This is a genomic window from Polymorphospora sp. A560 (assembly GCF_045781765.1).
Taxonomy (GTDB): domain Bacteria; phylum Actinomycetota; class Actinomycetes; order Mycobacteriales; family Micromonosporaceae; genus Polymorphospora; species Polymorphospora lycopeni.
Genome location: NZ_CP122282.1, coordinates 2,852,390 through 2,876,672, shown reverse-complemented (window position 1 = coordinate 2,876,672; position 24,283 = coordinate 2,852,390). Strand labels below are relative to the sequence as shown.

The 24,283-nt window shown below is 73.6% G+C and carries 16 protein-coding genes; 14 read left to right on the top strand and 2 right to left on the bottom strand.

The genetic code is table 11. From position 1 onward, the window contains the following. Window positions 1–19: 19 nt before the first annotated feature. The 5 genes from QCD66_RS12980 (at window position 20) to QCD66_RS12960 (ending at window position 2,730) form a co-directional block, all read left to right on the top strand. Window positions 20–448 carry a helix-turn-helix domain-containing protein gene (locus QCD66_RS12980; RefSeq protein ID WP_407567140.1) on the top strand — a complete coding sequence of 143 codons (429 nt, stop codon included), beginning with the start codon at window positions 20–22 and terminating at the stop codon, window positions 446–448. A gap of 5 nt (window positions 449–453) precedes the next feature. Then, window positions 454–876 (top strand): VOC family protein, encoded by a 423-nt coding sequence (locus tag QCD66_RS12975; protein WP_364217657.1) that lies wholly within the window; start codon window positions 454–456, stop codon window positions 874–876. A 273-nt stretch (window positions 877–1,149) separates the two neighbouring features. After that, the gene (locus QCD66_RS12970) at window positions 1,150–1,797 is read left to right on the top strand and encodes a putative adhesin (RefSeq protein WP_375734890.1); all 648 of its coding nucleotides are present in this window, start codon (window positions 1,150–1,152) and stop codon (window positions 1,795–1,797) included. 43 nt (window positions 1,798–1,840) lie between these two features. After that, a complete protein-coding gene (locus QCD66_RS12965) occupies window positions 1,841–2,263 on the top strand; it encodes a DUF4279 domain-containing protein (protein WP_375734891.1) in 423 nt (140 codons plus the stop codon). Window positions 2,264–2,277: 14 nt separating this feature from the next. Beyond that, window positions 2,278–2,730 (top strand): DUF4279 domain-containing protein, encoded by a 453-nt coding sequence (locus QCD66_RS12960; RefSeq protein WP_364217651.1) that lies wholly within the window; start codon window positions 2,278–2,280, stop codon window positions 2,728–2,730. 13 nt (window positions 2,731–2,743) lie between these two features. Here the strand turns inward: QCD66_RS12960 and QCD66_RS12955 are convergent, their stop codons facing one another. Continuing rightward, on the bottom strand, window positions 2,744–4,144 hold the full coding sequence (locus QCD66_RS12955) for a condensation domain-containing protein (RefSeq protein WP_375734892.1): 1,401 nt from the start codon (window positions 4,142–4,144) through the stop codon (window positions 2,744–2,746). A gap of 360 nt (window positions 4,145–4,504) precedes the next feature. Between QCD66_RS12955 and QCD66_RS12950 the strand changes: the two genes are divergently transcribed. The 7 genes from QCD66_RS12950 (at window position 4,505) to QCD66_RS12920 (ending at window position 16,613) form a co-directional block, all read left to right on the top strand. Then, window positions 4,505–10,102 (top strand): amino acid adenylation domain-containing protein, encoded by a 5,598-nt coding sequence (locus QCD66_RS12950; protein ID WP_375734893.1) that lies wholly within the window; start codon window positions 4,505–4,507, stop codon window positions 10,100–10,102. 1 nt (window position 10,103) lies between these two features. Continuing rightward, window positions 10,104–11,648, top strand: a complete 1,545-nt coding sequence (locus tag QCD66_RS12945; RefSeq protein WP_375734894.1) for a class I adenylate-forming enzyme family protein — start codon at window positions 10,104–10,106, stop codon at window positions 11,646–11,648. Further along, window positions 11,645–14,734 (top strand): amino acid adenylation domain-containing protein, encoded by a 3,090-nt coding sequence (locus QCD66_RS12940; RefSeq protein WP_375734895.1) that lies wholly within the window; start codon window positions 11,645–11,647, stop codon window positions 14,732–14,734. Before QCD66_RS12945 ends, QCD66_RS12940 begins: the two co-directional genes overlap by 4 nt. Next, a complete protein-coding gene (locus QCD66_RS12935; RefSeq protein WP_364217641.1) occupies window positions 14,731–15,003 on the top strand; it encodes an acyl carrier protein in 273 nt (90 codons plus the stop codon). The genes QCD66_RS12940 and QCD66_RS12935 overlap by 4 nt, the downstream gene beginning before the upstream one ends. Window positions 15,004–15,091: 88 nt before the next feature. After that, window positions 15,092–15,538 carry an FHA domain-containing protein gene (locus QCD66_RS12930; RefSeq protein ID WP_357534870.1) on the top strand — a complete coding sequence of 149 codons (447 nt, stop codon included), beginning with the start codon at window positions 15,092–15,094 and terminating at the stop codon, window positions 15,536–15,538. A gap of 139 nt (window positions 15,539–15,677) precedes the next feature. After that, window positions 15,678–16,178, top strand: coding sequence for a hypothetical protein (locus tag QCD66_RS12925; RefSeq protein WP_364217639.1), 501 nt, complete (start codon window positions 15,678–15,680; stop codon window positions 16,176–16,178). A 99-nt stretch (window positions 16,179–16,277) separates the two neighbouring features. Further along, entirely contained in the window at window positions 16,278–16,613 is a 336-nt protein-coding gene (locus tag QCD66_RS12920; RefSeq protein WP_364217637.1) for a hypothetical protein, read from the top strand. Window positions 16,614–16,755: 142 nt separating this feature from the next. Here the strand turns inward: QCD66_RS12920 and QCD66_RS12915 are convergent, their stop codons facing one another. Next, entirely contained in the window at window positions 16,756–17,646 is an 891-nt protein-coding gene (locus QCD66_RS12915) for a hypothetical protein (RefSeq protein ID WP_364217635.1), read from the bottom strand. Between the two features lie 145 nt (window positions 17,647–17,791). Here QCD66_RS12915 and QCD66_RS12910 point away from each other — a divergent pair, with 145 nt between their 5' ends. Together QCD66_RS12910 and QCD66_RS12905 are read left to right on the top strand one after the other, a co-directional pair. Further along, the gene (locus QCD66_RS12910; protein WP_407567139.1) at window positions 17,792–21,595 is read left to right on the top strand and encodes a DUF4132 domain-containing protein; all 3,804 of its coding nucleotides are present in this window, start codon (window positions 17,792–17,794) and stop codon (window positions 21,593–21,595) included. Window positions 21,596–21,706: 111 nt separating this feature from the next. Beyond that, window positions 21,707–24,262 (top strand): alkaline phosphatase family protein, encoded by a 2,556-nt coding sequence (locus QCD66_RS12905; RefSeq protein ID WP_407567138.1) that lies wholly within the window; start codon window positions 21,707–21,709, stop codon window positions 24,260–24,262. Window positions 24,263–24,283 lie beyond the last annotated feature (21 nt).

Sequence of the window (24,283 nt, the reverse complement as noted above, 5' to 3'; positions counted from 1 at the left end):
CCTGTGGTCTGATCGGGGCATGAGCCGGGCCGTCGAGGAGACCAACCGCCGGTTGCTGCGCGCCCGCGACGCGATGGACCGGTCGTACGCCGAACCATTGGACATCCCGGCGCTGGCCCGTATCGCCCTGGTCTCCGAGGCGCACTTCATCCGCTCCTTCCGCGCCACGTTCGGCGAGACCCCGCACCGCTACCTCCAGCGCCGCCGGGTCGAGCGGTCGATGTCGCTGCTGCGGGAAACCGACCGCAGCGTCACCGACATCTGCATGGCGGTCGGCTTCAGCAGCCTCGGCACGTTCAGCCGGACCTTCCGCGAGATCGTCGGCGAGTCGCCGAGCGCCTACCGGGAGCGGGCCGCCGTGACCGCCGCGCCGACCTGCTTCACCCGGCGGTGGATGCGACCGAGCAGTTTCGGAGAAGCACCGGCCGGCAGCAGGCCAATAGCGTGAACAGCATGTTGAACAGCATCCGACTCTCCCAGATCTACGTACTCGACCAGGACGAGGCGCTCGACTTCTACGTCGGCAAGCTCGGCCTGACGGTGCACACCGACGAGGACCTCGGCTTCATGCGCTGGCTCACCGTCTGCGTACCCGGCGAACCCGACCGGCAGATCCTGCTGGAGCGGCCCGGCCCGCCCGGCCTCGACCCGGCGACCGCCGACCAGGTCCGCGAACTGGTGACGAAGGGTGCGACCGGCGGAACGCTCGGCTTCACCACCGACGACGCCCAGAAGACGTTCGAGACCCTGCGGGACCGGGGTGTGGAGATCACCGACGAGCCGATGCGGCGGCCGTACGGGACCGACTTCGGGGTGCGGGACCCGTTCGGCAACGCGATCCGCATCCTCCAGCCGCCGTCGGCGCCCGCGGCCTGACGCCGGGGACCGGGCGCCCGCGGCGAGCCGCCGCCGGCGTCCGGTGCCGTACGCCGTCACCTGATGCCGCCGGATCGGAACCCGGGCACATTCCTCCCCGAACACGGCCTAATGACCTCTGTGCCGCCCAAGCATGTCCGGGCGTATCCGGCCCGTGGCACAGGAGGATCAATATAATGACGCTTCCCGATATCAACTCGCGCATTCGATCATGGGGAGATCGATCATGCGACCGAGGGAGAAGGTCGGACACCCGCGGTCCGGAATCCGCCGATGAGGGCCGAGCGCGATGCGGCCGGACGAACGCCTGAAGATGCCGCCACGCCCGTACCGGAGAAATCGGATGCCGAGGCCAGACCGGTCGACCCCTTCGATGTCTCCCTACCGTCACGACGAGAAGCCCGGGCTGAGGTTGCAGCCCTGGCCGCCGAACATGATCGAGGTTCGTCCACACCTGACGCGACGGGCATCCGAGACATCCTGCTCGCCACCGACCTCCAACTCAGCGGCCGCGAATACTCCGAGTCGGACGGACATTTCTACGCCACCCGGGTCTTCAAGGGCGGACGCGAGGACGGTCAACCGGTCTTTGTCGGCCACGGCTTCTACCGGGAGGGGAGCGGCCACCTCACCGTACCGACCGGCACGTCCATCTCGTTCTACTGCGCACACAGGGAAGCACTTCCCGGACTCAGCGGTCTTGCGATCGAGGCCGGAGTGCATCCCGGCCTGCCGGTCGAGACCTTCCGGGAGGGTGATCAAGTCCCCGACTACTACCTGACCAAGCCCGAAGCGACTCCCCCGGGAGGGTTCAGCGTGTTCGAGAACTCGACGACCGTCCGCGCCCAGGCCAGGCTGAGCGATCTGCTCGTCGAAGGAATGGGGCATACCCACTGGGCCGCTTGCCGAGAGGTGCAGTAGATGACCGCGACCAGACCGGCCACGATCCAAACGGAGGTGTCTGATGGAAACCTATGAGGAGGCCGAAGCTCTCTGGGGAGGTCCGACCCTCACCCTGAAGATCACCAAGAGCGACCTCGACCCCGAGGCCGTGACCCGTAGGCTCCGCCTGACGCCCACGGCGAGCGCCGGTCCGGGATTCGACCCGTACGCTCCCCTGTCGGGCAGCGACGGGCGATGGTTCTTCGACTCGGACACGAGCGGCCGCGCCTCCCAATTCACGACGGCGGCGGGCGACCTGCTGGTCCGGTTGACCGCCGCATCGGCCGCCATCCGTGATCTTGTCGACGAAGGCTACTCGGTGCAGTTGATAGTCCGGGGCTACTCCGGACCGCGGTCCACCGCCCTCGTCGCACCCGAGGTGTTGCGGCGGATCGCAGATCTCGGGCTCCCGCTCGTCGTCGTACCCAGCACCAACGAGCGCTGAGGGATGGTGAACCGATGACCGGTGGGCCATTGCGGTGGGAGAACGTGAGCGTCGCCCTGATCGTCACCCGTGCCGATCTGGTGCCTGACGAGATCACCAGCCGGCTCGACTGGGAGCCCGCGGTGGCACGTACGCCGGGGTCGCCGTCCGCCTTCAGACCGGGCGTGGGCTGCTGGGTCGGTGGTTACGACGACTCGTTCTCGACCGATCCTCACCGTCAGCTCGACGCGTTGCTCGCCAGGCTGTCCCGGCGGGCGACGGTCCTGGCCGAACTGCGTGCCGAAGGCTGCACCGTGCAGATCGACATCGCCGCCGACGTGGCGAACAGGGCCGAGTTCACGTTGGCCCCGGCGGAACTCGCCACGATCGCCGGCCTGGGACTGCCACTGTCGTTCACGTTCCGTTCGGCCGTACCCAACTCCGAGGCGGTCCTCGACGAACTCTTCCCGCATCTGAAGCGGACATGAGCCGTCGTCGGGTTCAGGCGGCGGCCGGACGTGACCCGGCGGACCAGGGCCAGGGGACGTCGCGGAAGGCCGCCTCGACCAGGAGGCGCTCCACGTCGAGCAGGAACCCCTCGGCCGGCCCCGGCGGCAGGTAGCGGGTGTTGACGGTGAGCACCACCCCGAGCGCGCCGGGCACGTCGATCACCTGCATCCGGCACCGCCACAGGAACACCGGCGGCGGCTCCAGCCAGGTGATCGTGGTGCGGGCGGTCGCCGTACGCACGGTCGCCTCGTCGGGGGGCGGGCCGACGAATCCGGGGTGCCGGGGCAGCCGGATGTCGTTGAGGTAGCAGTAGGGCTCCAGCACGGTGCGGGGGTCGTGCCCGAGGTCGGCCATGGCGCGGTCGAGCGCCAGCGGGTCGTAGTAGGCGTACCGGTAGGCGTCGAGCGCCGCCGCGGCGGTGTGGTGGAGCAGGGTCGTGAAGTCGGGGCGGCCGGCGAGGTCGACGACGCACAGGCCGATCTGATTGAGCTTGGCGACGGCCTCGCCGTAGCCGGGCTGGAACCGGTTGCCGGCCATGGTGAGCACGCCGCAGGTGGTGGCGTCCTGCCGGGCGGCGACGACCGCGGCGGTGGCGGCGAGCAGGACGGTCGAGGTGCTGACCCGGTGCCGGGCGGCGATGATCCGGGTGGTCAGGTCGAGCGCCTCGGAGGTCAGCAGCGCCTGCCGGTACGGCGGTTCGAGGGCCGGACCGACCGGGTCGAACATGCTGGCCGGCAGCCGCCGGAAGCCGCCGCTCCAGTGGGCGACGGACCGGTCGGAGCGGTGCCGTTCGCGGCCGGCCTCGCGGCGGGCGATGTCGATCGACTGGAGGCCGGCGGGGGTGGACACCGTGCCGCGCAGCAGGAGTTGGCGCAGGTCGCGCAGGACGATCTCGGCGCCGTGGAAGTCGACGGTCCCGTGGCTGAAGACGATCACGACGTGGCGTACCCGGTCGTCGACGACGACCAGGGCGACCCGCAGCGGCCATTCCTCGGCGAGGTCGAACGGGGTCGCCCCGAGCCGGTCCATCAGGGCGCGGGCGGTGCCGGCGCCGCCGTCGGGGTCGTCGCGGCCGTCGGCGACGAGCAGCGGGAGCCGGCCGTGTTCGGCGGCGACCTGGGCGGGTTCGCCGTCGACGGGCCGGATCCGGGTGCGCAGCGACTCGTGCCGGCCGACCAGCGTGCCGAGGGCGGCGGTGACGGCCGAGAGGTCGGCGCGGGCGCGGGGCGAGACGCTGACGGTGCGCCGCAGGTGGAGGAAGATGCCCTGACCGGCGAGATCGGCCGGGGAGCGCCACATCGACCGTTGGCCCCAGGTGAGCGGCGCGGTCGCCGATCTCGTCCCCCGAAACGGCGCGTGGACGATCTCGCCCGTCACCAGGTCTGTCGGCACCTTCACCTGCTCATGTCGCCTGTCCCGTCGGCATCGTCGCATCGCCGGGCCACACATCGAAACACAGCCGGGTCGGGGCCGACAACACCGGTTCCGGTAACGCCCGGGAGACGGACGCCTTAATTTCGGTCCTATATGGATGGAATCGATGGTTCGGGTTCAATGTGGTGCGCCGTTCGGCCGATCCCACCCAGGGTGCCAGTACAGGCACACTGCGAAGCGGGTCACCGGGAAGACCCGTCCATGATGATCAACTACGCCGCCGGCACGCGGCACACCACCGGTGTGTCCGGCGAAATGAGGGCAAACGGCATGACAGGTGTCGACCTACCAACCCGTCCCGAGGCCGCACCTGAACGGGTGATCCCCGAAGTGGCACCGGAGGCCGCGCCACCGTCGTTCGGCCAGGAACGACTGTGGTTCATGGAGCAGTTCGCGCCCGGCACCCCGGCGTACGTGATCCCCTCGACGATCCGGCTGCGCGGGCCGCTCGACCCCGACCTGCTGCGGCAGGCGTTCGACGCGGTCGCCACCCGGCACGACAGCCTGCGGATGCGGTTCACCCAGACCGCCGACGGGCGGCCCCGGGTGGAGGTCGCCGACGTGGTACGCGTCCCCCTGCCGGTCGTCACCGCCGACGACGAGGAGCACGGCCGCGCACTGGTGGCCGACGCCGCCCGGCAGCCGTTCGACCTGACGCACGCCCCGCTGGTGCGCGCCCTGCTGGTCCGGCTCGGCCCCGACGACCACCTCCTGCACGTCGCCACCCACCACATCGTCAGCGACGGCTGGTCACAGGACCTGCTGTTCGCCGAGGTCGCCGCGCACTACGCCGCGAGCCTCGGCGGCGAGCCGGTGCCGCCCGCACCGGTGACCCGGTACACCGACTACGCCGCCTGGCAGCGCGACCGGGCCGACGGGCCGGCCGCCACCGGCGAACTCGACCACTGGCGCGAGGCGCTCACCGGCGTACCGCCGCTGGACCTGCCGACCGACCGGCCGCGCCCGGCCGAGCAGCGCTACGACGGCAGGTCGCAGCACTTCCAACTCGACGCCGAACTCACCGACGGACTCAAGCGGCTGGCCCGCGGCCGGCGGGCGACGCTCTACATGACCCTGCTGGCCGGACTCCAGGCACTGCTCTTCCGCTACACCGGACAGCGCGACTTCGCGATCGGCTCCCCGGTCGCCGGCCGGGTCGTCCCCGAACTGGAGAACATGATCGGCCTGTTCGTCAACACGCTGGCGCTGCGCGCCGACGTGTCCACCGACGACGGTGCCGAGCCCAGCTTCGCCACCCTGCTCACCCGCACGCGCGGTACGGCGATCAAGGCGCTGACCCGCCAGCAGGTGCCGTTCGAGCGGCTGGTCCAGGAACTGAACGTCACCCGCGACGTCAGCCGTACCCCGGTCTTCCAGGTCCTCTTCGCCCTGCAGAACTACCAGCGCGGCAGCAAGCGGTGGCCGGCCGGGCTGACCGCCGAACCGTTCAACACCCGGGTACGCAGCGCCCGCTTCGACGTCTCCTGCTACCTGACCGAGACCCCGGACGGGATCCGCGGCGAGTTCCTCTACAACACCAACCTCTTCGACGCCGACACCGCCGGCCGGCTCGCCGACCACTACGTCAACCTGCTGCGCGCCGCGGTCGCCGCGCCCGACCGGCCGCTGGTCGACCTGGACCTGCTCGGCCCGGCCGAGCACGAACGGCTGCTCGGCTTCGCCACCGCACCCGACCCGCTGCCGGCGCCCGCCGCCGTCCCGGCCGGCGCCACCCTCGCCGACCTGGTACGCACGCACGCGGCCGCCACCCCGGACGCCCCGGCGGTGGTCTGCGGCGCGGACTCGATCACCTACCGCGAACTGGACCGGCGCGCCGACAAGCTCGCCCATCACCTGCGCGGGCGCGGCGTCGGCCCGGACACCCTGGTCGGCGTCTGCCTGGAACAGTCGGTCGACCTCGCGGTGGCGCTGCTCGCCGTGCTGCGGGCCGGTGGCGCGTACGTGCCGCTGGACCCCGAGCAGCCGCCGGCCCGGCTGGCCACCATGCTCGCCGACGCCGGGCTGTCCCTGCTGCTGACCGGCAGCGACCTGCTCGAGCCGCTCGCCGCGGCCCGGGCCGACCGGCCCGCCGGCGCGATCCCCGAACCGGTCTGCCTCGACCGGATCGGCGCCGAGGTCGACGCCGGCCCGGACGGGCCGCCCGACGGTGGTCCGGCCCCGGACAACCTCGCGTACGTCATCTACACCTCCGGCTCGACCGGCACGCCGAAGGGCGTCGCGGTCGCCCACCGGCAGGTGGTCAACTACCTCGCCGACGTACGCCACCGCTTCGACATCGCGCCGGCCGCCCGCTACGCGCTGCTGCAGTCGATGTCGTTCGACTTCAGCGTCACGGTGTTCTACCTGGCGCTGTCGACCGGTGGGGTCGTACACCTGGTGCCGCGCCGGTGCACCGGCGCCGAACTCGCCGACGAGCTGGCCCGCAACGCGATCGACTACATCAAGATGACGCCGTCGCACCTGGCCGCGCTGGCCGCCGACACCGGCCCCGGCCCGCTGCTGCCGCGCCGCGCGCTGATCCTCGGCGGCGAGGCGTCCGACCTGTCGTGGGCAGCCGGGCTCGCCGCCGGCCCCACGGCCGTCCTCAACCACTACGGACCGACCGAGGCCACCGTCGGGATCACCACCGACCGGGTACGCGCCGACGACGCCGGCCCCGGCATGGTGCCGATCGGCCGGCCACTGCCGCACGCCCGGGTGTACGTGCTGGACAGCACCGGCCGGCCCGCCCCGATCGGCGTCCCCGGGGAGATCTACCTTGGCGGCGACCGGCTGGCCCGCGGCTACCTGGGCCGGCCCGACCTGACCGCCCAGCGGTTCGTCGCCGACCCGTACGGCCCGCCCGGGTCCCGGATGTACCGCACCGGCGACCTCGGCCGCTGGCTGCCGGACGGCCGGCTGGCGTTCCTCGGCCGCGGCGACCACCAGGTCAAACTGCGCGGCTACCGGGTCGAGCTCGGCGAGGTCGAGGCGGCGCTGCGGGACACGGCCGGGGTCGGGCAGGCGGTCGTGGTGCTGCGCGACGACCGGCTGGTCGGCTACCTGGAACGGGCCGGCGACGGCACCGACGTCGAGCCGGCCGAGTTGCGCCGCCGGCTCGCCGACCGGCTGCCGGAATACATGATCCCGGCCCGGTACGTGTGGCTGGACCGGTTGCCGTTGCAGGACCACGGCAAGGTCGACCGCAGGGCGCTTCCCGAGCCGGTCGACGACCGGCCGGCCGGCGAGCGGGTGCCGCCGCAGGGGCCGGTGGAGACCACGATCGCGCTGGCCTGGGCGGAGATCCTGAAGCTGCCCGAGGTCGGCGTCACCGACGACTTCTTCGAACTCGGCGGGCACTCGCTGCTGGCCACCCAGGTCGTCGCGCGGCTGCGCCGGGAACTGCCGGCGGCCACCGGCGCCGAACTGCGGCCGTTGAGCGTCATGGACCTGTTCAAGCACCGCACCGTACGTGAACTGGCCGCCCTGGTCCTCGGCGACGCCGGCCGGGCCGGCGGGCTGCTGCACGAGCTGACCCCCGCCATACCGGCCGGGCAGGTGGTCCGGTCGCTGGTCTGCGTGCCGTACGGCGGCGGCAGCGCGGTGGTCTACCAGCCGCTCGCCGACGCGCTGCCGGCCGGCCACCGGCTCTACTCGGTGGCGGTGCCCGGGCACGACATCGGGCTGGACGACGAGCCGGCCCCGATCGAGGAGGTGGCCCGGGCGGTCGCCGACGAGGTGCTGGCCACCGTCGACGGGCCGCTGGTCCTGTACGGCCACTGCGGCCCGGGCGGCGCCCTCGCCGTCGAGGTGGCCCGGCTGCTCGAGGCCGCCGGTCGCGACCTGGACGCGATCTACCTGGGCGGGGTCTTCCCCTTCGGCCGGCCGGTCGGCGGGGTGCTCGGGCCGCTGATGCGGCTGCGGATCGCCGAGCGGATCCGCAGCGACCGGATCTACCGCACCTGGTTGCAGGCGCAGGGCGCCGACATCGGGGCGCTCGACGCCGACCAGGCCGCGTTCCTGATCCGGGCGATGCGGCACGACGCCGAGGTGTCCGAGGACTACTTCAGCGCGCTGATGCACCGCGGGGTCACGCCGCTGCGGGCGCCGATCGTGTCGGTCGTCGGCGACCGCGACCGGGGCACCGAGTGGGCCGAGGAACGCTACCGGGAGTGGCACTTCCTCAGCGACCGGACCGCGCTGGTGTCGATCGACGAGGGCGGGCACTACTTCCTGAAGTACCGGGCCGAGGAGCTGGCCGAGATCGTCACCACGGTCGACGGGCGGCTCGACGGGCCGGCGCCGGACGGTGGGCCGGCCGCGGCCGCGACGGCCCCGGACGACGCCGCCCCGGGCAGCGCCACGATCGCGGACGACGACGGTCCCGAACCGGCGTGGCGGCTGGTGGAGGTGTCCCGCCGCGACGGCAGCCCGGCCCCGGCGAAGTCCACGCCGGCCGGAAAGGCCGCCGGCCGCAAGGAGCGCCGGGAGCCGACGCCGAGCATGAAGCGGTTCGGGCTGGTCGCGGCCGGCCAGATCGTCACGATGGCCGGCACCGCGCTGACCAGCTTCGCCGTACCACTGTGGATCTTCATCGAGACCGGCTCGCTGGCCCGGTTCGCGCTGTTCTCCGTACTCGGGCTGGTGCCCGGCATGGTCGTCGCCCCGTTCGCCGGCGCCCTGATCGACCGGACCAGCCGGCGCCGGGTCATCCTGCTCGCCTGCTGCGCGGCCGGCGTCGCCAAGCTCGCCGTCGCCGTGCTGCTGCTGACCGACCGGGCCCAGACCTGGCACTTCTACGTCCTGGTCGGCTGGCTGTCGGTGACGCTGGCGTTCCAGCGGCTGGCGTTCGTGTCGGCCGTGCCGCAACTGGTGCCCAAGCGCTTCCTCGGGCACGCCAACGGCATCGCGCAGATGGCCACCGGGCTGACCCAGTTCATGGTGCCGCTGGTGGCGGTCGCCCTGCTGGAGGCGATCGGCCTCAAGGGCATCCTCGTGGTCGACGTGGTGACGTACGCTCTCGCGATCGTGATCCTGCTCGCCATCCGCTTCCCGCGCACCATGGCCCTGCGCCGACGGGAGACCCTCACCGCCGAGATCGCCGGCGGGGTGCGTTACTCGCTGCGCCGCCGCGAGTTCCGCGCCATGCTGGCGTTCTTCGCCACGCTCAACTTCTTCCTGTTCCCGGTGCTGTTCCTGCTCTCCCCGCTGGTGCTCGGTTTCGCCGATCTGGCGGAGGTGGCCCGGATCGCGATCGTCGGCGGGATCGGCGGTGCCTGTGGCGGCCTGGTGATGCTGGTCTGGGGCGGTCCCCGGCACTACCGGATGCGGGCGGTGCTGATCGGCACCCTGGCCATCGCCGCCGCCTGCGTGCTGACCGGCATGCGGCCGTCGCTGGTCGTGATCGGGGCCGGCGCCTTCGGGATGTACTTCGCCCTCGCCCTGGTCAACGGCATCTACAACACCGTCGTGCAGACCAAGGTGCCGCAGCGGTTCCACGGCCGGGTGTTCGCGCTCAACCAGATGGTGGCCTCGTCTACGATGCCGATCGGCTGGGGGATCGTCGCCCCGCTGGCGTCGAAGGCGGCCGAGCCGCTGCTGCTGCCCGGCGGTGCGCTGGCCGGCAGCGTCGGCGCGGTGATCGGGGTCGGACCCGGTCGCGGCATCGGCCTGCTCTACCTGGTCTTCGGGCTCGGCATCGCGGCGACCGCGGTGATCTCGATGCGGACCCGGATCCTGTCCCGCTTCGACGACGAGGTCCCGGACGCGCCGCCGGAGGACGTGATCGGGATCGAGGCCCGGCGGGCCCGGACGGTCCCCGGACCTCGCAAGCCGGCCGACGACGGCCTCGTCGGGCCGGACGACGACAGTGACGACCCGGCCCGGCGGCCGGTGTCGGTGGCGAGCGGGAGCTGAGATGGCGTCCACGACGGTCACCCCGGCCCGCAGGGCCGCGCGTACGGTGCCGGACCTGCTCGCCTGGCGGGCCGAGGCACACCCCGACCGGGTGGCGATCGAGGTGCACGGCGCCGCGACGCTGACCTTCGCGGCGTGGGAGTCGGCGGCCGGCGCGGTCGCCGCGGCCCTGCACCGCCGGGGCGTACGTCCCGGCGACCGGGTCGGGCTGGTCTTCGGCGCCCGCGACTGGGTCGACTTCGCGATCGCGTACTGCGGGGTGCAGCGGGCCGGCGCGGTGTCGGTGCCGCTGTCCGACCGGCTGGCGCCGGGACAGCTCCGGCACGCCCTGGAGCACTGCGCGGCCGCCGCCGTGCTGCACGCCGGTGCCGCCGGTACGGGTCCGGACGGCGCCGACGGGCTGCCGGCGTACCCGGTGGCGGAGCTGGCCGGCGAGCCGGCCGGTGACGCGCCGGTGGTCGACCACCGGGTCCGGCCGGGCGACCTGGCGCAGATCCTCTACACGTCGGGCACGACCGGGCGGCCGAAGGGGGTCGGCGCGACGCACGCCAACCTGACCGTGCACGCGCCCAACCATCCGCGCCGGCTGGCGCTCGGCCACTCCGAGCGCTTCCTGCACGCGTTCGCGATCGGCACCAACGCCGCGCAGACGATGCTGTTCAACGCGCTGTCCGCCAAGCCGACGGCGTTGACGCTGGCGCAGTTCACGCCGGGCCGGTTCGCCCGGCTGATCGCCACCCCCGGCACCGGCACCGTTTTCCTGGTGCCGTCGATGGCGATCGAACTGCTCGACTCCGGGGCGCTGGCCGGCCGCGACCTGTCGCACGTACACCTGATCGGGTCGACGGCGGCGGCGCTGGCACCGGCGGTCGCCGCCCGGCTGTCGGCGGCGTTCCCGTCCGCGGCCGTGGTCAACTACTACTCGTCGACCGAGGCCGCCCCGGCGCAGACCACGATGATCTTCGACCCGGCGCGGCGCGACGCGGTGGGCAAGGCGGTCGGCGGCACCCTCATGATCGCCGACGACGACGGCGAGCCGCTGCCGGCCGGCGAGACCGGCCACGTCTGGCTGCGCTGCGACCATCCGCGCGCCTACTACCGCGACGCCGAGGCCAGCGCGGCCACGTTCCGCGGTGAGTGGGTCCGGATGGGCGACATCGGCCGGATGGACGCCGACGGCTACCTCTACCTGACCGACCGGCACCAGGACGTGATCAAATCCGGGGCGTTCAAGATCTCCAGCCTGGAGGTCGAGGCGGCGCTGCACGAACACCCGGCGGTCGCCGAGGCGGCCGTGGTCCCGGTCCCCCACCCGGTCCTCGGGTCGGCCGTCGCCGCCGTCGTGGTGGCCCGTCCGGACACCCCGCCCGCCGACCTGGAACTGCCCGCGCTGCGCGGCTTCCTCGCCGGCCGGCTCACCGACCACCAACTGCCCACCCGGGTGCTCGTCGTCGAGGACCTGCCGCGCAACGAGGGCGGCAAGGTCGTCAAACGGGAGCTGATCACCCGCTTCGAAACCCAGGCCGAAACTCAGGAGGGTCCGTGACCACCGCCGAGGCGACGTACGCCCAACACGCCGTCTGGTTCACCGAGCAGGCCGGCGTCGCCGGCACCGCTTACCACATGGCGCTCGGGATCCACTTCGACGGCACGCTCGACGAGCGGGCGCTGACCGAGGCGTGCACCGCCGTCATCGCCCGGCACGAGGGACTGAGCAGCGCGGTCGAGACCGATGCCGACGGGGTGCCGCACCTGGCGCCCGCCACCGAGAAGATCACCCTGGGCAGCGGGTCGCTCACCGACGACCGGGTACGCGCCGAGATCGACCGCCCGTTCGACCCGCGCCGGGGGCCGCTGGCCCGGTTCACCCTGCTGACCGGCGCCCCCGACCGGCACCTGCTGCTGGTGACCGCCCACCACCTGGTCTTCGACGGCATGTCCAAGGACGTGCTGGCCCGCGACCTCGCGCACGCGTACGACGCCGCCGTCGCCGGCCGCCCCGCCGACCTCGGCCCAGCCGCCGACCACAGTGGACACGCGGCGACCGAACGGGAGCGGGTCGCCGCCGCGCTGCCGGCCGCCCGCGACTACTGGGCGGGCCGGTGGAACCCGCCCGGCGACGTCGTGCTGCCCGGCCTGACCCGGCAGCCGGTCGCCGCCGCACCGGGCGCCACCGTCGAGTTCGACCTCGACGCCGACCTGGTCGCCGGCACCGCCCGGCTCGCCGCCGACCTCGGCGTCAGCCGCTTCGAACTGCTGCTGGCCGCCGTCCACGCCCTGCTGCACCGGTACGGCAACGAGGCGCTGCCGGTCGGCGTCGGCCTGTCGACGCGTACGCCGGACACCGCCGGACAGATCGGCCTGTTCGTCAACGAACTGCCGGTGCCCGCCCCCGCCCCGGACGCCACCTTCCGGGCGTACGCGTGCGCGCTGCGCGCCGAACTGCGCCAGCTCTACCGGCACCGGGACGTGCCGCTGGCGCAGGCGGTCAGCGGGCTGCGCCCGGCCACCGCGCTGACCCCGGTGTCGGTCGGCTACCGGCGCCGCGCCCCCGAGCCGGCGTTCACCGGCGTCGCCAGCCGCGTCGACTGGACGATCTTCGGCGGCACCGCCCGCAACGCGCTGCACGTGCAGGTCGTCGACAGCGGCACCGGCCTGACCGTCGGCCTGCAGCACAGCCCGGACGCGATCCCCACCGACGCGGTCGCCCGGATCGGCGCCCACCTGCGCACCCTGATCGCCGGGGCGGTCGCCGACCCGGACCGGGCCGTCGACGAACTGCCCATCCTGCCCGACCGCGAACTCGACCTGGTGCTGGAGATCTTCAACGGCACCGCCCGCGACTACGCCGCCGACAGCCTGCCGGCCCGGTTCGCCGAGCAGGTCCGGCAGCGCCCCACCGACATCGCCCTGGTCGACGGGGACCGGGAGCTGACGTACGCCGGGCTGGAGGCGGTCAGCGGCCGGCTCGCGGCGGTGCTGCGCGACCGTGGTGTCGGCCCCGGTTCGCTGGTCGCGGTCGGGCTGCACCGCTCCTGGACCGCGGTGGCGACCCTGCTCGCCGTACTGCGCGCCGGAGCGGCGTACCTGCCGGTCGACCCGGACCTGCCGGCGGCCCGGCAGGCGGCGATCCTCGCCGACGCGGCGCCCGCCCTGGTCGTAACCACCACGTCGGCCACCACCGCCGACGTCGCCACGGAACTGGCCGGCGGGCCGGACGTGCTGCCGGTCGACGACCTCGGCACCCTGCCGGAGCCGGCCGGCGTCCCGGCGACCGCCGACCCGGCCGGCACCGACCTCGCGTACGTGCTCTACACCTCGGGCTCGACCGGCCGGCCCAAGGGCGTACGGGTGCCGCACGCCGCGCTGGCCAACCTGCTGTACGCCATGGGCGACGTGCTCGACAGCCGCCCGACCGACCGGTGGCTGGCGCTGACCTCGATGTCGTTCGACATCTCGCTGGTCGAGATGTTCCTGCCGCTGGCCACCGGCGGCCGGGTCGTCGTCGCGTCCGGGGTCAGCGCCGCCGACGGGGCCGCCGTCGTCCGGCTGGTCGAGACGCACGGGGTGACGAACGTGCAGGCGACCCCGTCCGGCTGGCGGGTGCTGCTGGCGGCCGGCATCGGCGGCGCCGACCGTGAGCTGGTCGCCCTGGCCGGCGGCGAGGTGCTGCCGACCGCGCTGGCCCGTGAGCTGCACGACCGGGTCGCCCGGGTGGTCAACGGGTACGGCCCCACCGAGGCGACGATCTACGCCACCACCGACGAGGTGACCCGGGGCCGGGAGGTGACGATCGGCCGGCCGGTCGCCAACGCCCGCGCCTACGTCCTCGACCCGCGGCTGCGTCCGCTGCCGATCGGCGTACCCGGCGAACTGGTCCTCGGCGGCGCCGGGGTGGCCGACGGCTACCTGGGCCGGCCGGAGCTGACCGCCGACCGGTTCCGCGCCGACCCGTACGACGCCCCGCACGGGCGGCTCTACCGCACCGGCGACCTGGCCCGGTGGACCACCGACGGGCGGCTGGAATTTCTCGGCCGCGCCGACCACCAGGTCAAGATCCGCGGGCACCGGGTCGAACTCGGCGAGATCGAGACGCGGCTGCTGGAGCACCCGGCGGTCACCGGCTGCGCGGTCACGCTGCGCGACGGCGACGAGGGCGACAGCCGGCTCGTCGGCTACGTCGTGCCGGCCGGTGCCGCGCCCGACCCGGCCGCGCTGCGCGCCCATCTGGCCGAGACGCTGCCGGCGGTGATGGTCCCGGCGACCTGGGTCTTCCTCGACGCGCTGCCGTTGAGCCCGAGCGGCAAGCTCGACCGGGCCGCGCTGCCCGCGCCGGCCCGGGAGCGGACCGGGCCGGCGGCCGGCGCGCCCGGCGACGCCGGCCCGGACGACGGCACGGCGGTCGCCGACGAGGTGGTCGAGGAGATCCGGACCATCTGGCAGGACGTCCTCCAGATCGACGACATCGGCCTCGACGAGGACCTGTTCGACCTCGGCGGCCACTCGCTGACCATCACCCGGATCAGCAGCCGCATCCACCAACGACTGGGAGTTGAATTGTCACTGGAGGTCTTCTTCGAAATGCCCACGATCGCGGAGATCGCCGAGGTCGTCCGGGAGGCCCGTCGATGACCGCCGCCGGCCCGCTGCACCAGCGGCTCGCCGAACTCGTCCACGAGGCGACCGGCGGCGCGGTGCCGGTCGCCGACGCGCTGGCCGGTGACGTTCCCCTGGTCGCGCTGGGCCTGGACTCGCTCGGGCTGCTCCGGTTGATCGATGCGATCGAGAGCGAGTACGACGTCGAGATCGACCTCCAGGGCAACACCGGCAGCCTCGACGACATCGCCGCACATCTGGCCGAACGGGTTTCCGCGACTCCTCCGACAGGCCGGCTAACGTAGAGGGCGGCTGCCGGATGTCGGCCCGATACCGGCTCGGCTACCGTAAACTGCCGACTTTCCCGGGTTACCGGGCAACTGTGAGGTGGTGTTGATGAGTCCTGACAGGGAGCATCCGCTGCTCGACGTCACGTCGACGTTCGATCTGCGATCGTTCGCCGAGTTTCGCGAGACGCGGAGCCGCGATTCCGCGACGAGTGGCATCGCGGCATCGCTACCGCCCGGTGCGGCGCTCCTGGCCATCCACCAGGGTCCCAACGCCGGCGCCCGGTTCCTGCTCGACACGGACCTGACGACGAGCGGCCGGCACCCCGACAGCGACATCTTCCTGGACGACGTGACCGTGTCCCGGCGGCACGGCGAGTTCCACCGCAACGGTGACACCTTCACCGTGCGTGACGCGGGCAGCCTCAACGGCACCTACGTCAACCGGGAACGGGTCGAATCGGCCACCCTCAACGACGGCGACGAGGTCCAGATCGGAAAGTTCCGGATGACCTTCATCGCCGCGCAGCGCCGCCCGCACCACGACGCCTGACCCCCGGACGCGACACTTCGACGGTCTCGCACCCGCCTGCCCACCCGTCGGGCGGCGGGTGCGGGACCGTCCGGCCGGGCGACCGTCCCACCGGGTGGTCGCCCGCCGGCCCGGAAAACGATCATGCTTGGATGGGGGCATGCCTACTCGAGGTGAGCGTGGCACGGGTGACGGCGGCCGTGGATCCGGGGACCGCTTCGTCCCGGTCGACCGGCTGTCCGCCCTGGCCCGTGCGCTGCTGAGCGACGATCTCGGCGGCCGGGACGTCGTACCCGCCCGACTCGCCAGCCGGGTCACCGGGCAGGCCGACGAGTGGGCCGCCCACGGGTTCACCGAGGAGACCGTACGACCCTGGCGCGAACTGTCCCCCGAGGCCGCCGGATACCTGGCGAGCCGGGGCGTCGACCCCGCCGTGCTCACCCTGTCGGTGTCGCCCGGTGGGATCGGTCCGGTGCCGCTGGCCACCGCGATCGCCACCCACCAGATCCCGGTGCAGCGGGCGTACGAACTGCTGGTGCTGACCGGCGAACACCCGCGTACGCCGCTGACCGGCGAGCCGGCAGCGGCACAGCCTCCGCCGCGGGCGGTCGCCCCGGTGGTCTTCTCACACGTGCCCGCCGACTCCGACACCTGCCGGTAGACACCGCTCCACTTTGGAGCTGTCAGGCGTTGTCCACCGTCTGTGAGAGATGTAACGGGCGCATTGACCGGGGCGCCGGGCGGGCCGACCGTGGACGTCATGAGCTATCGCCCAGCGTCCGAAGATGATCAGATCCCACCCGACCTGGCGCGCGTTCGCGACGAGGTGGCGTGTGAGCTGTACGCGCAACTCGCGCTGCGCGGAGAGACGATCGATCAGGCCGACGTCTGTGGGGTCGCCCACTCGGTGGCGGTCCGGCTCGGCGGGAGGTTCCGGATCGAAGAACGCCCCGGACCCGACGCCGGCCCGGGCGACGACGACTCGCTGGGCCTGGACGGCGCGACCTTCCACGGTTCGGTCCTGCCCGGCGGGGACGGCCGGGGACCGTCGGAGCGGTACCCGGTTTTCGACCGGGCATGGCCGGCCCGCCCGTGACGGGTTGCCCGGCGGCGCTCCCCGAAGCACCGACCGGGACATGATCGTCTGCTGCTGAGCTGCACGAGGACGGCGTGTCGTACGGCTCCTCGACTAACGATCATGAGCGGCGGGCCCGAGTCTTGCCCCGCCGGGGCGCCCGTCAGTCGAAGGTGACGTGGGCGAAGGCGAACGGCTCGGCCAGGTCGGCGTGGCGGCTGCGCAACCCGTCGAGTTCGCGGGCCAGCGCCGACCGGGCGACGAGTTCGGGTTCCACTGTGGACAGGTTCTTGAGGCGTTCGCCGACCGCCATCACCGCCAGGTCGGCGGCGAACCGCCCCGGGTCGACGCCGCAGGAGAAGCCGTGCTGCCAGACCCGGACCCGTTCGAAGACCGACAGCCCGGCGCGCACCTCCACCCAGGCCCAGCCCTCGGCGGGCCCGTCGGTCCACCGTACGTGCAGGTCGCGGATGATCGGATCGGTGAGCTGCCGGCCGGCGTACGCCTCGACGGCCGCCGCCCGGGCGAGCGCACCCAGGTCGTTGACGTGCCCGGTCCGGCCGTCCGGCAGCCGGCCGAGGATGTCCCGGAAACCGGGCAGCCCGTCGGGCGGGTCACCGGCGGGATCGGCGGTGGCCCGCTGGAAGGCGCGGGCGTCGAGGACGTACTCCACGATCCGCCGGGCGACCGGCGGCAGCGCCGCCGACTCGAACCGCACCAGGCCGAACCCGGCCGCCGCGCACACGGTGCCGGTCATCCGGTCGGTCCGCGACGCGTCCGCCTCCCGCCGGCCGGGGTCCTCGAACCGGATACCGGCCAGCGCCGGGCCACCGCCGGCCTCGTGTACGACGTAGTCGAGCCGGGTCCGCAGCGCCGACGACCACTGGTTGCCGGTGATACCGGCCGGCCGGCGGTGCAGCACCGTGCTCAGCCGGCGGTCGACGTGCACCAGGTGGCCGCCGCGCTCGAAGGTGTCCGGGCCGGCCGGCGACCCGTCGGGGCGGCGGGTCACGGGCACCGGCCGCGTCTGCGTGGCGTCGGCGGACTTCACCATCTGTCCCCTGTCTTCGTGTGGTGCGTCGGCGGGCGGCGGCCCGCGCCCATGGTAGGACCCGGCCCGGAGCACGCGTCGGACCGGATGTCGCAGGGCGTCGTTACAGTGCGGCCGACGATCAGGTGGCGGCAAGAGGGGGCAGCGGGTGCGTGACTTCGAGTTCGTCGACGGCGGTTCGGCGAAGTTCTGGCGGATCGACCGCAACGGCTCGTCGGTGACGGTCAGTTACGGCCGGCTCGGCACGGAGGGCCGCACCCAGGTCAAGCACCTGGGGTCGGAGCAGGCCGCGATCGCGCACGCCGACCGGCTGGTCGCCGAGAAGGTCCGCAAGGGATACGTCGAGGCCGGCGGGACGCCGTCCTCCCCCACCGCGCCGGTAGCGGCGGCGGCCGACGCCGCCGAAGCGGCCCCGGCCGGGCCGGGCGACACCGGAGCAGCCGAAACCGGAGCGGACGACGTCGGGGCAGCCGACGCCGGAGCAGCCGACGCCGGGGCAGCCGACGCCGGGGCGGACGACGCCGGGGCAGCCGACGCCGGGGCGGACGACGCCGGGGCGGACGACGCCGGGGCGGACGACGCCGGCCCGCAGTCCCGGCCCGACGAGGACACCCTCGTCATCCCGGTCGCCTGGCGGCGCCGGATGCACCCGCGCCGCGGCGGGCTGGCCAGCTCGACGACCGTCGACCGCAGGGCGGTCGGGGTGGCGGCAACCCTGTTCGAGAACCACCGGAAGCAGATCGAGCGGATGTTCGCCCGTGCCGACGCCGACCCGGCACTGGTCGCCGAGGTCGAGCCGGTGCTGCGCGACGGCCTGCGGGCCGGGCTCGCCGACCCGGCCCTGACGGCGCGCGGCGCGGCCGCCGTCGCCGCCGCCGTCGCGAAGGCGGTGACCTGGTCCGACGAGGACAAGCTGCGGGCCTTCGCCGACGCGTGGACGGCCGTCCGCGGGACCACCTTCGCCGCCCGCGCCACCCTGGAGGTCTACGGGCTGGCGATCAGCCCGTCGTCGCGGCTGCTCCACATGAGGGACGTCCTGGTCCGCCCCATCACCGATGACGAGGCCAGGTCGGTGTGGAAGTGGCCGGCGGAGTCCATCACGGTACGGATGCGGAGCCTGCTCGCGGCGGCCACCGACGACGACTACCTCGAGGCGACCGCGGTGATCGCCGAATACCGGGACAAGCTGGTCGTGCAGCGGGTGACCACCTCCTACCTGGTACCGACCCGCACCGACTGGGTCGACGAGGACCTCACCGGCACGGTCAACCGGTCGCGGCTGCTCTGGTCGCTGTACACCCGGGAGCAGTTCGAGACGTTCATCGCGGGCCGCCTGCAGGGACACGGGGATCCCACCTTCGGCGACCTCGCCACCGTGCTGGAAGCGGTCGGGCCGGCGCCGGTCGCCACCTACATCGCCTGGTTCGGCGACCACATGGCCGCCGACGGCGAGAAGCGGCTCTACACGCTGCTGTCGACGCTGCCCACCGACGAGGCGTTCGCCACCCTGCTGGACCGCATCGACAGCCGCTACGCGCAGCCGGCGCTCACCGAGGCGATGGTCCGGTTCCCGGTCCGCGCGCTGCGCCTGATGCCCGCCGCAGCCACCGGCCAGACGGCGAAGGCGAGGCTGCTCGCGGACCTGCTGCGGATGCACGTCTCCGGCAACCCCGAACTGGTCGCCGCGACACTGCCCGACCTGCCGGAGGCCGACCGGGCCCATCTGGCCGCGCTCGCCGACGACACCGCGCGGGTCGCCGAGGCCCCCGCCGAACTGCTGCCGGAACTGCTGCGCAACCCGCCGTGGACGGCACGGTCGACCGCCCGGCCGGTGGTGGTGACCGGGCTGACGCCGGTCGAGGAGGCAGCCGTCGCCTGGCGGCCGGGCGAGCGCGACGAGTGGCTGGCCACCCACTGCAACTGGATCGCGACGACGCCCGACAAGGGTCGCACCTGGGAACAGACCCGGGACGCCTACCTGGCCGGCAACCTCCGCCACCACCTGCGGGTCGGTCTGATGATCGGCGCCCCGGAGGAGATCGTCCGCCCCCTGCTGGCCAACTGGCATCCCACCCACAACTGGGACGCCGCCGAGTGGGGCCGGGTCCTCGCCGGCCGGTACGAACTGGACGCGCTGCCGGCGATCCTGCGGATGGCCCCCACCGCCCCGACCGCCGTCGCGGAACTGCTCGCCCCGTACGCCAGCAGTGCCGCCGCCCCGCTGATCGCGCAGTGGCTGCAACGACTGAAGTCGGCCCGCCGGCCGGCACTGGCCTGGCTGACCCGGCACCCGGAGGTGGCGGCGCGGGCCCTGGTGCCCGACGCGCTCGGCAAGGCCGGACCGGCCCGGCGCAACGCCGAGGCCGCACTGTGGGCGATCAACACGGCCGGCCACGGGGAACGGGTGCTGGCGGCCGCGGGGACGTACGGCGAGCCGGCCCGGGCCGCGATCGCCACGCTGGTCGCCACCGACCCGCTGGCGGTCCTGCCGCCGAAGCTGCCGGTGGTGCCGGCCTGGGCGGACCCGATGATGCTGCCGCCGGTGCTGCTGCGCGACCGTCGGCACGCGCTGCCCCGTACGGCGGTCACCCACCTGATGATGACGCTGGCGCTGTCCCGGCCCGGTGAGACGTACGCCGGGGTCGACGTCGTACGCGACCTCTGCGATTCGGTGTCGCTGGCCGAGTTCGGCTGGGGGCTGTTCCAGCGCTGGCTGTCGGTCGGCGCCCCGGCGAAGGAGATCTGGGCGCTGGACGCGCTGGGGCTGATCGGCGACGACGACACCGTACGCCGGCTCACCCCGCTGATCCGGGCCTGGCCGGGCGAGGCGGCGCACGGCCGGGCGGTGTCCGGGCTGTCGGTGCTGGCGTCGATCGGCACCGACGTCGCCCTGATGCACCTGCACAGCATCGCCGAGAAGGTGAAGTTCAAGGGGCTGAAGGAACGGGCCGCCGAGAAGATCGCCGAGGTGGCCGAAGACCTGGGGCTGAGCCCGGAGGAGCTGGCCGACCGGCTGGTGCCGGACCTCGGGCTCGACGCCGACGGCAGCCTCACCCTCGACTACGGGCCACGGCGGTTCGTCGTCGGCTTCGACGAGCAGCTCCGGCCGTACGTCGCCGACACCGCCGGGCACCGGCGCAAGGAGCTGCCGAAGCCGGGCGTACGCGACGACGAGTCGCTCGCCCCGGAGGCGTACAAGCGGTTCGCCGGCCTGAAGAAGGACGTCCGGACCATCGCCGCCGACCAGATCCGCCGCCTGGAACGGGCGATGGTCACCCAGCGGCGGTGGACCGGGGCCCAGTTCCGGGAGCTGTTCGTCGGGCATCCGCTGCTGTGGCACATCGTGCGCCGGCTGGTCTGGGCGATCTACGACGACGCCGGCACGGTCACCGGCTTCCGGGTGGCCGAGGACCGTACCCTGGCCGACGCCGACGACGAGACGCTGACCCTCGCCGACGACGCCTCGGTCGGCATCGCCCACCCGATGCACCTCGGCGAGGCGCTGCCGGCCTGGTCGGAGCTGTTCGCCGACTACGAGATCGTGCAGCCGTTCCCACAGCTCGGCCGCGAGGTGCACCGGCTCACCGACGAGCAGGGCAAGGCCACCGAACTGGCCACCGTGGCCGGGATCACGGTCCCCACCACGGCCGTGCTCGCCCTCGAGCGGCGCGGCTGGAGCCGGGGCGAGCCGATGGACGGCGGCGTCCAGTGCTGGATGGAACGGCCCCTGCCCGGCAACCGCACGCTGGTGGTCGACCTCGACCCGGGCATCATCGTCGGGCTGGTCACCGAGTGGAAGGAGCAGAAGCTCTCCGAGGTGTGGATCAACAACGCACCGCGCGGCGACTTCGGCCGCTGGCGCGCGAAGGGGCTGCCGTTCGGCGTACTCGACCCGGTCACCGCCTCGGAGGTGCTGCGCGAACTGGCCGAACTGACCGCCGCCCAACCGTGACGGGGGTGTCGTGAGCAACCGGATCCGCCAGGTCGCTGCTGGTGACGACACCGCCCGCCGCGCTCGCGGTGTCGTCAATCATGACCGGGTCGCGCTGTGTCATGGTGGGGCGTGACGTCACGTAAGACCCCCACGCCCACCCCGGACGCCGACCGTTCGGGGCTGATCCGGCAGCTCCTGCGGGAGTTGCGCGGCTGGCGGCCGACGCTGGCCCGGCTGCGGCAACTCGTCCGCAGCATGGTCACGTCGTTTCTCGTGCTGAGCGGCACGCTGTGGCTGATGCCGGGGGTCAACGTCAACGGCGTCGTCGCGATGCTGTGGCTGGTCGTGCTGGTGGCGGTGGTCGGCGCGCTGCTGCGGCCGCTGCTGCTGGCGCTGGCGACGGTCCTCGGCGGGCTCGGCGCGCTGCTGGTCGGGGCGAGTGTGCAGACGATCGTCATGTACGTGGCGCTGCGGCTGGACCCGGCCTCGCACCTGTCCGGGCTGCCGGCCGCGTTCGCCGCGGCCTGGATCGCGGTCGCGCTCGCCGCGGTCGTCAACTGGTTCGCCGACGCCGGCACCGACGACGCGTTCACCGCCGAGGCGTTGCGGCTGATGGGCCGGGTACGGCGGGTCCGGGCCCGGTCCGGGCTGGCACCGGCCGGGCGGGGCGAGCCGGGCCTGGTGGTGGTGCAACTCGACGGGGTGCCGACGCCGCTGCTGCGGTGGGCGGTGCAGGCCGGCAACCTGCCCAACATCGGCCGCTGGCTGCGGTCGCGCAGCCACACCCTGACGAGTTGGCACACCGGGCTGCCGGCGACCACGCCGGCGGGCCAGGCCGGCATCCTGCACGGCGACGCCCGGTCGGTGCCGGCGTTCCGCTGGTACGAGAAGGACGCCGAACGGCTCATCGTCACCAACCGGCCGCGGGACGCGGCGGTGGTGGAGCGCCGGCTGTCGGACGGCAACGGCCTGCTGCGCGACGGCGGGGTGAGCATCAGCAACGTCTTCTCCGGCGACGCGCCGATCACGCTGTTCACGATCAGCCGGGCGGCGTTGCCGGGGCGCCGGACGCGTGGCTACGCGGCGTTCATGACCAGCCCGTACGGCTTCACCCGCGCGATCGTCCTCGGCTTCGGCCGGATGCTCAAGGAGGTGCACCAGGCCCGGATCCAGCGGCGCCGCGACATCCGGCCACGGGTGGGGCGGGCCGGCGCGTTCCTCGCGCTGCGACCGCTGACCGCCCTGCTGCGCGACCTCAACGTCACGCTGATCGCCGAGCAGATGGCCCGCGGCGCCCCGGTGATCTTCTGCGACTTCGTCGACTACGACGAGGTGGCGCACCACGCCGGCCCGGCCCGGCCGGAGGCCCTCGAGGCGCTGACCGAGCTGGACCAGATGCTCGGCATGCTGCAGCGGCTGGCGGTCGAGGCCGACCGTGACTACCACCTGGTGGTGCTGTCCGACCACGGGCAGAGCCAGGGCGCGACGTTCCAGCAGCGGTACGGCGAGACGCTCACCCAGCTCGTCGGCCGGCTGACCGGCACGCTGGCCACGCCCGAGCCGGCCCCGGAGCCCGCCGAGGGGCTGCCCGCACCGGACCGGGCGGTCCCGGTCGCGCACACCGACCAGGCCGAGCCGGCGCCGGTGACCCGGCCGGCCCAGGTCGACCAGCCGGCGCCGGGCACGACCACGGACCGGCCGGTCGACGCGGACGCCGACCGGGCGGCCGTCGGGTCGGCGCCGCCGCTGCGGGCCGCCCGGCCGCGCCGCCCGCGGCACCGGCCGGTCGGGCACCGGCTCGGGGACGGCCTGTGGACAGGCCGCGCCGACCGGGAGCAGCCGCCGCGGGCCGCCGCGGCGACCGGTGCGGTCGAGACCTGGGGACCGGTGAACACGCTGCTCACCGAGATCGCCGGCCAGCCGGGTGCGGGTGCGGCGGCGACCCGGGCGGCGATGCGGTCACGGACCACGGACCGGCAGGTGACGCTGGGCCCGGCGGGGGCGGAGACCCGTACGGCGGCCCGCCCGGAGACCGACTCGGTGGTGGTGGCGTCCGGCAACCTGGCGATGATCTACCTCCCCCATCGTCCGGGGCAGGTGGACCGGGCCGGGATCGAGGCGGCCCACCCCGGGCTGGTGGCCGGGCTGGCCGCTCATCCGGGCATCGGGCTGGTGGTCGTCGCCGACGGCGAGCGGGGGCCGGTGGCGGTCGGGCACCGGGGCGAGCACCGGTTGCGGGACGGCGTGGTCACCGGTGAGGACCCGCTGAAGGGCTACGGGCCGCGGGCCCGCGGCGATCTGCTGCGGCACCAGGAGGTCGACCATGTCGGCGACCTGGTGCTGATCAGCGCGATCGACCCCGGCACCGACGAGGTGGCGGCGTTCGAGGAGCTGGTCGGCAGTCATGGCGGGCTCGGCGGCTGGCAGACCGACGCGGTGCTGCTGCACCCGATCGGGTGGCGGATCGACGAGCCGGAGCTGGTCGGGCCGGACAGCGTCCACCGGCAGCTCGTCGGCTGGCTGGAACAGCTCGGGCTGCGCGAGCGGTCAGTGCCCGCGGCGGGTCTGCGCGAGGCTGATCAACTGGGTGACGAGCAGCACCACGATCACCGCGACGAGGACGCTCTGCCACGGTTTCGGGAAGATCGCGCCGCCGAAGATGCCGATACTGGCGTACACCGCTGACCACAGCAGGCAGGCGGGGGC